At 37.9% G+C, this 12,358-nt stretch carries 10 protein-coding genes; all 10 read right to left on the bottom strand.

The genetic code is table 11. The annotated features are described in order from the left end of the window. Positions 1-29: 29 nt before the first annotated feature. Positions 30-1,385, bottom strand: a complete 1,356-nt coding sequence (ftsA, locus tag ULVI_RS13490) for a cell division protein FtsA (protein WP_068593323.1) — start codon at positions 1,383-1,385, stop codon at positions 30-32. A 4-nt stretch (positions 1,386-1,389) separates the two neighbouring features. Further along, a complete protein-coding gene (locus tag ULVI_RS13485; RefSeq protein ID WP_068593322.1) occupies positions 1,390-2,106 on the bottom strand; it encodes a cell division protein FtsQ/DivIB in 717 nt (238 codons plus the stop codon). Then, complete coding sequence (gene murC, locus ULVI_RS13480; RefSeq protein WP_082830878.1) at positions 2,103-3,467, bottom strand: UDP-N-acetylmuramate--L-alanine ligase; 1,365 nt, start codon at positions 3,465-3,467, stop codon at positions 2,103-2,105. The genes ULVI_RS13485 and murC overlap by 4 nt, the downstream gene beginning before the upstream one ends. Next, positions 3,464-4,561 carry an undecaprenyldiphospho-muramoylpentapeptide beta-N-acetylglucosaminyltransferase gene (gene murG, locus ULVI_RS13475; RefSeq protein WP_068593321.1) on the bottom strand — a complete coding sequence of 366 codons (1,098 nt, stop codon included), beginning with the start codon at positions 4,559-4,561 and terminating at the stop codon, positions 3,464-3,466. Before murG ends, murC begins: the two co-directional genes overlap by 4 nt. 31 nt (positions 4,562-4,592) lie before the next feature. Beyond that, the gene (locus tag ULVI_RS13470; RefSeq protein ID WP_068593320.1) at positions 4,593-5,783 is read right to left on the bottom strand and encodes an FtsW/RodA/SpoVE family cell cycle protein; all 1,191 of its coding nucleotides are present in this window, start codon (positions 5,781-5,783) and stop codon (positions 4,593-4,595) included. A 73-nt stretch (positions 5,784-5,856) separates the two neighbouring features. Next, a complete protein-coding gene (murD, locus tag ULVI_RS13465) occupies positions 5,857-7,230 on the bottom strand; it encodes a UDP-N-acetylmuramoyl-L-alanine--D-glutamate ligase (protein ID WP_068593319.1) in 1,374 nt (457 codons plus the stop codon). A 14-nt stretch (positions 7,231-7,244) separates the two neighbouring features. Further along, positions 7,245-7,604, bottom strand: a complete 360-nt coding sequence (locus ULVI_RS13460; RefSeq protein WP_068593318.1) for a four helix bundle protein — start codon at positions 7,602-7,604, stop codon at positions 7,245-7,247. Positions 7,605-7,659: 55 nt separating this feature from the next. Continuing rightward, the gene (mraY, locus tag ULVI_RS13455) at positions 7,660-8,892 is read right to left on the bottom strand and encodes a phospho-N-acetylmuramoyl-pentapeptide-transferase (protein WP_068593317.1); all 1,233 of its coding nucleotides are present in this window, start codon (positions 8,890-8,892) and stop codon (positions 7,660-7,662) included. Positions 8,893-8,895: 3 nt separating this feature from the next. After that, positions 8,896-10,359, bottom strand: coding sequence for a UDP-N-acetylmuramoyl-L-alanyl-D-glutamate--2,6-diaminopimelate ligase (locus ULVI_RS13450; RefSeq protein WP_068593316.1), 1,464 nt, complete (start codon positions 10,357-10,359; stop codon positions 8,896-8,898). Further along, a complete protein-coding gene (locus ULVI_RS13445) occupies positions 10,356-12,356 on the bottom strand; it encodes a penicillin-binding protein (RefSeq protein WP_068593315.1) in 2,001 nt (666 codons plus the stop codon). Before ULVI_RS13445 ends, ULVI_RS13450 begins: the two co-directional genes overlap by 4 nt. Positions 12,357-12,358 lie beyond the last annotated feature (2 nt).

The raw sequence follows: 12,358 nt of genomic DNA, 5'->3' as shown, positions 1-12,358 counted from the left end.
AACAATCCACAATTTTCTTTTTCTACTTCTTATTCGGCATTGTCTAAAAATTCTTTAAACTTTTCTGCCCATTTATCAAAGAACCGTTTTCTTTCTTTCGGTTCTTTTTCAATTACTTCTTCCTGTTTAACTTCTTCTTCGGGTTCATCGGCTAATACTGAATTATCAGTACTTTTTTTCGTCTCTTCAGATGCACCAAATCTTTTCAGTTCTGTACCTCTTTCTTTAGTATCTAGACTATTCATTACCAGTCCTACAGCCGTCGCATACAAAGGACTCGTAGTTTCACTATCACTGTCTCCGGCTAGGTGCTCGTTAGGATATCCAATACGGGTATCCATTCCGGTAATATATTCTACTAATTGTTTTAAATGCTGTAATTGCGCTCCCCCACCGGTTAATACAATCCCTGCAATTAATTTTTTCTTTTGTTCTTCGTGACCGTAGTTTTTAATTTCTAGATATACCTGCTCAATAATCTCCACCACTCTAGCGTGAATGATCTTTGAAAGATTTTTAAGGGTAATCTCTTTAGGTTCTCTGCCACGCAGTCCAGGGATCGAAACGATCTCGTTGTCTTTATTTTCACCTGGCCATGCCGAACCAAATTTTATCTTTAACAATTCTGCCTGCTTCTCAATGATCGAGCAGCCTTCTTTTATGTCTTCAGTAATTACATTTCCACCAAAAGGGATCACGGCAGTATGCCGAATAATTCCATCTTTAAAAATGGCAAGATCTGTGGTTCCACCTCCTATATCGATGAGTGCTACTCCCGCTTCTTTTTCTTCTTGACTAAGCACTGCATTAGCAGACGCCAACGGTTCTAACGTAATTCCCGAAAGTTCGAGTCCGGAGCTTTTTACGCAACGGCCAATATTTCGTATTGAGGACACTTGTCCTACTACCACATGAAAATTAGCCTCTAACCGTCCTCCGTACATTCCGATAGGCTCTTTAATTTCCCCTTGCCCATCTACTTTAAAATCTTGTGGCAAAACATGAATAATCTCCTCACCGGGAAGCATTACTAGTTTATGCACTTGATTACAAAGTCTATCTATATCTGCTTCATCAATTACTTCGTCACTGTTATTACGAGTAATGTAATCGCTGTGTTGTAAGCTTCTTATATGTTGTCCTGCAATACCTACCACTACATCCTCGATCTTTAACCCTGAAGAAGTTTCTGCGTCTTGAACGGCCTGTTGTATTGACTGAATAGTTTGTGTAATGTTATTCACCACGCCACGATGCACCCCAAGACTTTTAGACCTCCCAATTCCAAGTACCTCCATCTTACCATACTCGTTTTTCTTTCCGATCATGGCCACGATCTTGGTGGTTCCAATGTCTAATCCTACCGCTATATTTTCGTTTTCCATGCCTTTATTTTTTTGTGGCTACTACTTGATTTCCAAATCTTAGATCTATCAATTCGTAGCTATAAAGCGTACTATCCTGTTTTGTTTTCTGATAAAAAGCCTTAAAATTCTGAAACTTCTTTTTAATCTCTTCAGGCTTTCCAAAGCGTACTATAAAATTGTGTTTTCTTACTTTTAACGTGATCTCACCATCCTTTTCTACATTCAACCCTACCACACTACGTTGCATAAATACATCTTCGTTAATCGCTAAAAGCAGAGGAGTTACTTCGGCAAAATATGTATTCGATGTTCCTGTCATTAAAGGCACTCTCGCAGTATAAACTGGTGAAAGTGGCATCTTTGTACCGTCCGCATCTAAATAAAAATCTGGTGACCCAGTGACACGTGCAATCGGATTACGTTGTTCGATCCTCGCGCCCAATACACCATTCACAGTGACAAACACCTGAGCATCACGCACCATAGGGTTTTCCTGTAGGCGTAGCTCCATTTCACTCAAAACTAAAGTTTCTTTAGCCATGTTTGTAACGTTCTCTTCATTTTGTATCAACAATTTATTAACTTTATTAAGCGTGATAAACGGACTGTTTTCATCGATAAATTCCACGTCAATTGCTGTTATTTTACGCTGCTTATTTCTGTTTTTTGTAAAACTAAAAAGCACCCCTACCAAAATAGTAAGCAACACTAATTTTATAAGTCCGATATTAATTTTCATTGCAATGCGTTTGTTATTTTTTGTACTTCAGCACCAATATCTCCAGCACCAACTAGTAACCTTACTCTACTTTTAGAAACGCTAACTGCTTCCGTTAATTCTGTCTTATTTTTTATAGTGGCTTTAGATTGTATTTCAGTTCGTAAATCATTAATCTTTTCTAGCAACCATTCCGAAGTAACCCCTTCAATAGCTTCTTCTCTTGCGGGATAAATATCTAATAGAACAACTTCATCGAATTTCGACAGACTTTCAGCAAAACCATCAACAAAATCTCTTGTACGACTGTATAAATGTGGCTGAAAAACAATTAGTTTCCTGTCTTCAGGATACATTTCGTTCACCGCCTGAAGCAATGCATTTAATTCGGTAGGATGATGCGCATAATCATCGATTAACACCAGATCATCCCGTTTAATTTTATATGAAAATCGCCGCTGTACTCCTTTAAATTCGGACAACGCTTTTGGCAGGCAATCGGTTGGGGAACCTGCTAGAATTGCCATGCCCAAAGCTGTGACCGCATTGTGTAGGTTATGTTGACCAGGGAGATAAAATTGTAGGTCTTTAATACGCAAATTAGGTGTTTTGAGATCGAAAAGATAGCCTCCGTTTTTTATGCGAACATTTTGTGCTTCAAAATCGGCAGACTCTTCAATAGCGACAGATCTACCCACTAATGGAAGTCCTTTTCGGAATAACAAATTCTCTTTCTTCGGAAGCAATGCCACGAAATCTGTAAATGCCGCTTCAATTTCTGAAGCTTCTCCGTAAATATCTAAATGGTCGGCATCCATGGACGTAACACAGGCGATATCTGGACTTAATGTTAAAAAAGACCGATCGAATTCGTCGGCTTCCACCACGGTAATTTCGGTTCCATTACCAATATAATTCGACTGATAATTTTCTGCAATTCCGCCTAGAAAAGCAGTTACAGGCATATCACAAGCCGCTAAAAGATGTCCTAGAATCGCAGAGGTGGTCGTTTTTCCATGCGTTCCAGCCACAGCCAGACAAAGCGTGTTTTTGGTAACCTCCCCTAATAATCCCGCACGTTTAAGTAAAAAATAGCCTTCGTTTCTGAAATGATTTAAAATAGAATTCTGCTTCGGAATTGCCGGTGTATGCACGATAAGCACCTCCGATTTATCTTTAAAAATAGCTGGTATTTCTGAAACCGAATCTTTAAACGTGATCGTGATACCTTCAGAAATTAAAGCAGTAGTAAGGTCACTAGGTGTTTTATCGTATCCATAAACTTGCTTGCCCATTCCGTTAAAATACCGCGCCAGGGCACTCATGCCAATGCCGCCGATGCCCACAAAATAAAAAGCTTGTATGTTAGTTATATTATTCACTTTTTTTGCTTCAATAATTTTTCGATCTCGTCTACAATCTCTTTTGTAGCGTTGGGTTTTGCAAGTTGTTTGATGCTTTTTGAAAGTTCTTTTTGTTTTTCTTCGGAAGCAATTAATGCTTGAAATTCACTTTCGAAATGGGTTTGCAATTCACTTTCTTTGATCACGATAGCTGCGTCCTTTTCTGAAAGCGCCAATGCATTTTTTGTTTGATGGTCTTCTGCTACATTTGGTGAAGGAATAAAAATCACCGGTTTTCCTACCAAGCATAATTCAGAAACCGACAACGCTCCTGCTCTAGAAACAATGACATCTGCCGCAGCATAGGCAAGGTCCATGTTATTAAGAAACGTGTGTACTTGTACGCATGCTGTCCCTTTATTTTTATATGTTTCCTCATAATAACTTCCACATTGCCAGATCACTTGAACCTCTTGTTTTTCAAAGAAATCGAGTTCCCTTGCAATTAGCTCATTTATCTTACCTGCACCCAGACTTCCGCCGAGCACTAAGATTGTTTTCTTATCGGACTTCAATCCGAAGAACTTCTGTGCTTCAGCTCGTTTCGAATTTATCTCTAACAAGTCCTGACGCACCGGATTTCCAGTAAGTTGTAATTTTTCAGAAGGAAAAAATTGATCCATTCCTTCGTATGCCACACAGATCTTCTGCACCTTTCCACTAAGCCATTTATTGGTGATTCCCGCATGACTGTTCTGCTCTTGAATTAAACATGGAATTCCTTTACTAGAAGCCACTCGAAGCAAGGGCGCACTTGCATAACCACCCGTACCGATTGCAGCATCGGGTTGTACTTTTTTTATAATCGCACGTGAACGCATAAGACTTGAAATAAGCTTAAAGGGAAACATGAGATTTTTAATTTTTAGGCTTCGTTGCAAACCTGAGATCCAAAGCCCTTCTATTGTATATCCTGCCTGTGGAACTTTTTGCATTTCCATTCGGTCTTTGGCTCCCACAAATAAAAATTCAGCATCGGGAAAGCGCGACTTTAATTCGTCTGCAATCGCAATGGCCGGGTAAATATGACCTCCGGTTCCGCCTCCACTTATGATGAATTTATATGGTTTCAAAATTGTTTTCTTAATTTTTAGTATTTGATCATTAAATTGTTTGTGATAATATATCCAACGGATTTTGCTCTTCTTCTTCTTTTTTTAATATTTCTCTTTTAGCACTTACACTTAATACCATTCCCAACGCAAGGCATGTCATCCAAATGGAGGTTCCCCCGCTACTTACTAAAGGAAGGGTTTGCCCCGTTACAGGGAATAATTCTACTGCAACTGCCATATTAATTAATGCTTGAAATACGATGGGTAAGCCCACGCCGATGACTAATAATTTTCCGAACATAGAGTTCGATTTATGAGCCACGACCACCAACCTGAACAATAATAACAGATAAAGAAACATTAAAAATAATCCGCCAATCATCCCAAATTCCTCCACGATAATCGCATAAATAAAGTCGGATGAGGATTGTGGTAATACATTTTTCTGAACACTTTTACCTGGTCCTAACCCTGTAATTCCTCCTGAGGCGATAGCAATTTTTGCATTTTCAATTTGATAATCACCCTCGGTATCTTCCTTGTCTGTGAAATTTTCGATTCTACTCATCCATGTATCCACTCGATTTGGAAACATACCTGGAAATGCTTTTGCAGTAAGAATGAACAATGTTAAACATACCAACCCTACACCTAAGATAATTCCTAGATATCGTAACGGATATCCACCCACAAAAACCAATAAAACAACCATTGCAAAAATAATTGCTGTGGTAGAAAAGTTTGCAGGTAATATAAGTGCTAGAATCGCAAATACAGGCAACCATAGTGGCACCAACGTTTCTTTAAACGTAACCACTTTGTCTTTAATTCTTGACAAATACCTTGCTACATATGTCATTAAAACTACTGCTGCAAGTGTGGAGGTTTGAAACGTAACACCCACAAAGGGTAGCCGAATCCATCGACTTGCATTGGCACCATCGATTGTAGTACCTTCAGCCATAGTGATAAGCAACAAAATAAAAGCCAAAGGCAATGCAATAATAGAAAGCCCTCGGAAATAATGATATGGAATTTTATGTACACCGTATAAAATAGCAAACCCTAAGATGAGATGCGCAAAATGCTTGAGCAAATAAGGGAGCGTATTTCCTTCACCGTATAAATAAGCAAGATTACTACTCGCACTGTACACTGGCAAAAATGAGAATATTGCCAATAGCAGTGCTACCGCCCATATGGCTCTATCTCCACTTATATATTTAAAAATATTTCGCACAATTAAATTCTAATAACCTTTAAAATACTGGAACATCCAATTATAGAATATTCCCATTAACTTATTTATCCTTCTATAAATGTCTTACCGCTTCCTTAAACTGTCTTCCTCTATCCTCATAACTCTCAAATAAATCGAAACTTGCACATGCGGGAGATAATAACACACTATCGCCTTTTTCAGCAATTCGATATGCCACTTGAATTGCTTGTTCCATTGATTGAGTCTCTACCATCATGTCCACAACATTCCCAAAAGCTTGTGTGATCTTCGAATTATCGATCCCCAGGCAAATAATTGCTTTTACTTTCTCATTGACTAAAGGCAGTAATTCTGCGTAATTATTTCCCTTGTCCACTCCACCAACAATCCAAACAGTAGGAGTCGACATACTATCTAAAGCATAGAATGTAGCATTCACGTTGGTAGCCTTAGAGTCGTTGATATACATCACATTATTAATTTTCAACACTTTTTCAAGTCGGTGTTCAACCCCTTGAAAATGTTCTAAAGATTCGCGTATTGTCGCCTTTCGAATCTTTAAAAGTGTTGCGACCGTAGAAGCCGCCATTGCATTTTTAGTATTATGTTTTCCCTGTAATCCGAGTGTTGCGATTGGCATAGTATGCGTTGTATTATCTGTTATTATATGTATCTGTTCGTTTTCTATATAAGCTCCTTTTTCAACTTTATTCACTAATGAAAAAGGTAATTTTTGAGATCGTATGGTATTTTCTGAAAGCCATTTCTGAATTTCAACATCATCTCCATCGTAGATGAAATAATCATCTTCTGTTTGATTCATTACGATTCTGAATTTTGAAGCGATGTACTTCGAATATTCATACTCGTAACGATCTAGATGGTCGGGGCTCAAATTAGTGAGTACCGCAATATGAGGTTTAAAGGTTTCAATTCCGTCTAACTGAAAACTGCTTAATTCTAATACAGAATAATCGTATTTAGTTTCAGCTATTTGTTGCGCAAAACTTTTCCCAATGTTCCCTCCTAAAGCAACATGTAACCCTCCTTGCTTCAGTAATTCGTAAGTGAGGGTTGCTGTGGTCGTTTTTCCATTGCTTCCGGTAATCCCAATAATTGTTGCATCTGTATACTGTGATGCGAATTCAATTTCAGAAACAACCTTTACATTATTTGCTTTCAGTTTTACTATGATGGAAGCTGTATCGGGAATTCCTGGACTTTTCATTACTACATCTGCCGAAAGTATTTTTTCTTCAGAATGACCTTTTTCCTCCCATTCAATCTCATGATGTATAAGAACTTGTTTGTATGTTTCTTTTATTTTTCCGAAGTCAGAAACAAAGACTTCATAATTTTTTTGTATTCCTAAAATAGCGGTTCCCACACCACTTTCACCGGCTCCTAAAATGACCAACCGATGTTTTATTTCTGAATTACGATTGGCGATGTTCGATTCTTTCATTTTAGATTGATGATTTATTTATTTTTCAATCTTTTTCTTACTGTAATTATCGAAGCGACTGCAATCGATATAAGTTCGTTGGCTTCTTTATACAATCGTTTCATTTTAGCATTCTCAATACCTTTCATTTCTTTCAAAACATCTAACCACAACATACTTTCATCAGCCTCTTCTTCTACAATTTTCAGTTTATATATAAAATCTCTATCAGATTTTGCTCTGCAAGCTGCTCTATAATTTGCTCCCACTGAGCTTGAACTTCGAATTAATTGATTGCAATAAGCATTGTATTCTCTAGATTTAGGAAATGTTGCGCACAATTTTCCGCAATCCACTGCAAATCGAAACATTCGTTTTTTAAGTTCTTCTTTCATTCTTAACTTTCTTCATCAATCATTCATTCTACATTCGTAAATCTGGCATTCATCGTTATCTAATTTTCAAGGTTACGATTGTTAGTATCGCTAGAAAAATTCCGACAATCCAGAACCGTGTTACAATCTTACTTTCGTGAAATCCTTTTACTTGATAGTGATGGTGTAAGGGAGACATTCTAAAAATTCGTCTTCCTTCTCCAAACTTTTTTCTGGTATACTTAAACCAGCTCACTTGCATTACCACCGAAAGATTTTCCATTAAGAAAACTCCACATAAAATGGGAATTAACAACTCTTTACGGGTTGCAATGGCAATAACAGCGATGATTCCACCAATGGTTAAACTTCCGGTATCCCCCATAAACACCTGTGCGGGATATGCATTGTACCAAAGAAAACCAATAAGTGCCCCCACAAAAGCGGTAATAAAAATGGTCATCTCTCCCGTATTCGGGATGTACATTATGTTGAGATAATCTGAAAACACCACATTCCCCGAGACCCATGCAAACAGTGCCAATGTAAGCGCAATAATCGCAGAAGATCCGGCAGCAAGCCCATCTATACCATCGGTTAAATTTGCACCATTTGACACAGCGGTAATAATAAATATCACAATAGGGATAAATATGAGCCAGATATAATCTTTGTAAGAATCTCCGGCCCAGCTAATTAAATTTTCGTAATTAAATTCGTTTTTCTTTACGAAAGGGATGGTTGTTAAAAGCGTTTTTTCGGATGGATAAAACTCTCTCGGGGAATTTTGGGTGATCTTTTCGGTTGAATTTACAGGGTTAATAATTTCTCTTTTTACGGTAATATCGGGATGCATGTACATGGTCGCTCCAATAAAAATACCCAGTACCACTTGGCCTACTACCTTATATCTTCCTGCTAATCCTTCTTTATTATTCTTAAATTTCTTAATGTAATCGTCAATAAAGCCAATTGCACCCATCCAAAGGGTTGTAACAATTAGCATAATCACATAGATATTATCCAATTTTGCAAAAAGAAGCACTGGAATAAGCGTAGCTATTATGATGATGATTCCCCCCATAGTTGGAGTACCCGCTTTTTCATTTTGTCCTTGCAAACCAAGGTCACGTACTGTTTCGCCTATTTGCTGCTTCCGTAGATAATTAATCATCTTTTTTCCATACACCGTAGCGACAAATAAAGAAAGTATGACTGCCAACGCAGCTCGAAACGTAATAAACTCGAATAGGCTAGCTCCAGGAAACTGATACTCTTTCTCTAAATATTCGAACAAATAATACAGCATATCTTATTTATTTAGGGCATTTAAAATTTCCGCGACTATTTTAAAATCATCAAAATCGGTACGTTTTCCGTTAACTTCTTGATAGGTTTCATGACCTTTTCCTGCCACGAGAATTATATCGTTTTCCTGTGCCATTTGGCATGCCGTTTTAATCGCCTGCTTTCTATCGGTGATCGACAACGTTCTTTTATAATGTTCTGGCGAAACTCCCTTTTCAATGGCTTCAATGATAGCGTCTGGATTTTCGGAACGTGGATTATCGCTCGTAAAAATCACTTTCGTACTTAAAGAAGCTGCAATCTTCCCCATCTTAGGGCGTTTAGCACTATCACGATCTCCGCCACACCCAACAACGGTTATTAATTCTTCATTTCCAGTACGAATGGCATTTATAGTTTCTAACACATTTTTCAAAGCATCTGGAGTGTGCGCATAATCTACAATTGCAGTAATCTTTCCAGGAGAAATAAGATATTGAAAACGTCCATCAACACTCTCTAGCGTACTCATTAGCTGGAGCGTTTCAATCGTTTCGAGACCTAGTAAATCTGCTGTAGCGTAGATTGCCAATAAATTATATGCATTAAAGTTTCCTATAAGTCGCGTCCATAATTCTTGATTATTTATTTTCAGAAGCAATCCCGAAAACTGATTCTCAAGGATCTGAACTTTATAATCCGCATACGATTTTACAGCATACGTCACTTTTTTTGCTTTGGTATTTTGAAGCATTACCTCCCCATTTTTATCATCCACATTCACCAAAGCGAAGGCATTTTTAGGAAGTTCATCAAAAAACTTTTTCTTTACATCCCGATACTCCTTAAAATCTTTATGATAATCTAAATGATCATGCGATAGATTAGTAAAAATACCCCCCGTAAAATGAAGTCCCTCTGTTCTTTTTTGATGAATGCCATGCGAACTCACTTCCATAAAACAATATTCCACACCTGCTTCCACCATTTCCTGTAAATAGCGATTTATAGTTAACGAGTCTGGCGTAGTGTGCGATGTTTCATATTGCTTGTTTCCCACCATTATTTTTACTGTAGATAGCAATCCAGTTTCAAAACCAGCAGCTTTAAACAGCTCGTATAATAATGAAGAAATTGTTGTTTTTCCGTTGGTCCCAGTTACCCCTATCAATTTAATTGCTTCGGAAGGGTTTCCGTAAAAATTAGACGCCATTATAGCCAACGCTTGTTGCGAATCTGCTACCTGTACATAGGTAATACCATTCACTACTTCTGAAGGAATTTCTTCACAAATTACGGCGATTGCCCCTTGATTTACAGCTTTCTTAATGTAGTTATGACCATCACTAAGAGTACCCCGAATAGCCACAAAAACATCATCTAACCCCACTTTTCTAGAATCAAAATGAAGTTCTCGCAATGCGACAGACGTATTGCCCACCACTTTCTCTAAGGTTACCTTATACAATATGTCTTTTAATATGCTCACGATAAGTTAAGAGTTATTTGTTGGCCTTTTTCAAGTGGTATTCCGCTTTTTATAGACTGCTCTTTTACAGTACCATTTCCAATTACTCGAACTTTTAAACCTAAATTCTCTAATAAGGAAACAGCATCCATTCCCGCCATACCTGTAACATTTGGAATTTTTTGATACCTAGTTTGAACTTTCTTATAATATGTTTCGAAATCTTTTGCTACAGAAGGATCTTGCGCATTTATCGAACTCACTTCTGCTATTAAAGGAGAATCTGTAAAAATCTTCTGAGCAATTCTTTTAAACACGGGCCCAGTAACATCTGCTCCATAGTATCCTTTTTTAGTACTTGGTTTGTGAATCACAACGATACACGAGTACTTAGGGTTCACCGCAGGAAAATATCCTGCAAACGAAGAAATATAGCGGCGATTTTGTGACCAGTCTTTTTCTCCATATTCGGTTCTTGCAGTTCCTGTTTTTCCGGCCATAGAGAAATAATCTGAGTACAAGCTTTTTCCAGTTCCACGCTTCACGATATTCTCAAGAATGGCTTGTATCTCATTAATTGTTTTTTCTGAAGCGATCTTATCGATCATCACTTCCGTTTCGAAATGCTCTACAGGTTTGTTCCAAGCTCGAATCTCTTTTATAAATCGAGGTTTAACCATTGTACCATTGTTCGCAATAGCATTATAAAAGGTAAGAGTTTGTAAAGGCGTTAACTGAAGATTATAACCATAAGCCATAGAGGGTAGCGCGTTTCTACTCCAAATTTCATCTCCAGGCTCTGGAATAATAGGTCTTCCCTCTCCCTTTATTGGAATTCCGATTCGATCGTTTAATTTCCAAGATTTAATACGATCGGTAAACTTTTTAGGATCGTCTTTATAATTATCGTCTATTAAGGAAGCCAAACCAATATTTGAAGAAACCTCAAGTGCTTTGGCGGCAGATATCTCCCCATAACCACCTCGTCTTGAATCGTTAATTCTTCTTCCGTAGAAAGCTTTCGAACCTTGTTTTGTATCGACTATTGTAGCTGTATCGATTACCTTATCTTCTAACGCAACCATCATAGCCATTACTTTAAAAGTAGAACCAGGTTCATGAGACTCCCCTACTGCATAGTTTAGTTTTTCGTAATACCCTCCATTTTTAGCGCGTCCAAGATTAGATACCGCTTTAATCTCGCCCGTTTTAACATCCATTACGATTACACTTCCGTGTTCGGCCTCGTAATGCTCCATTTGTTTTAACAACGCATGGTGCGCAATATCTTGAATATTTACATTGATTGTGGATATCACGTCATACCCATCTTGTGGCTCTACTTCATTATCATCATACACGGGTTTCCATTGTCCTTTAGCAATTTTCTGCTTTAAACGATGTCCTTCTTTTCCCCGTAGTTCTTTATTAAAAGCACCCTCCAGACCTACCGCATAATAGCCAGGATTATTTCGATCTTCATTCCCCACCATACGTTCAGCAATTTTCCCTATGGGATGCTCCCGAATGGTTCTTTGCTCAACAATAATTCCACCTTTATAGGGACCTAGTTTAAAAAGAGGCATGCTTTTTACTCGGATATAATCTGAATACCCTAAATTCTTTACGACAAGTAAATACCGATTTTTATTAGCACGCGCTTTACGAAATACATTTTGATAATACGACGCTGGACGACCAAACATATCACTAAGTTCCTTCGACAATGGAACTAAATGTTCTTTAAAATTTTCTGGAGACACCGTCATCGCATCAAACCGAATGTCATACTTAGGTACTGAGGTTGCAAGCAAGCTACCATCATCGGCATACACATTTCCACGATTTGCAGGAATCACAAAATTTCGAGTGGTATTTTTTTGCGCAAGTTCACGGTATTTATCCCCTTCAAGAAATTGGATATCCACAAGTTTCAACGCAATTAATATCGCAAAGATGAACATACATCCAGCGACAAAATACAAGCGGTTTAATATGTTCTTTTCTGCTCCCGCCACTT

Source organism: Cochleicola gelatinilyticus (assembly GCF_001637325.1).
Classification (GTDB): Bacteria; Bacteroidota; Bacteroidia; order Flavobacteriales; family Flavobacteriaceae; genus Cochleicola; species Cochleicola gelatinilyticus.
The sequence above is the reverse complement of the archived record's forward strand: the minus strand, read 5'-3'. Positions and strand labels throughout refer to the sequence as shown.

What these genes read in the sequence shown, in the direction of transcription:
- ftsA (WP_068593323.1), bottom strand. Translation starts at nt 1,385, where the DNA reads ATGGAAAACGAAAATATAGCGGTAGGATTAGACATTGGAACCACCAAG.
- ULVI_RS13485 (WP_068593322.1), bottom strand. Translation starts at nt 2,106, where the DNA reads ATGAAAATTAATATCGGACTTATAAAATTAGTGTTGCTTACTATTTTG.
- murD (WP_068593319.1), bottom strand. Translation starts at nt 7,230, where the DNA reads ATGAAAGAATCGAACATCGCCAATCGTAATTCAGAAATAAAACATCGG.
- ULVI_RS13460 (WP_068593318.1), bottom strand. Translation starts at nt 7,604, where the DNA reads ATGAAAGAAGAACTTAAAAAACGAATGTTTCGATTTGCAGTGGATTGC.
- mraY (WP_068593317.1), bottom strand. Translation starts at nt 8,892, where the DNA reads ATGCTGTATTATTTGTTCGAATATTTAGAGAAAGAGTATCAGTTTCCT.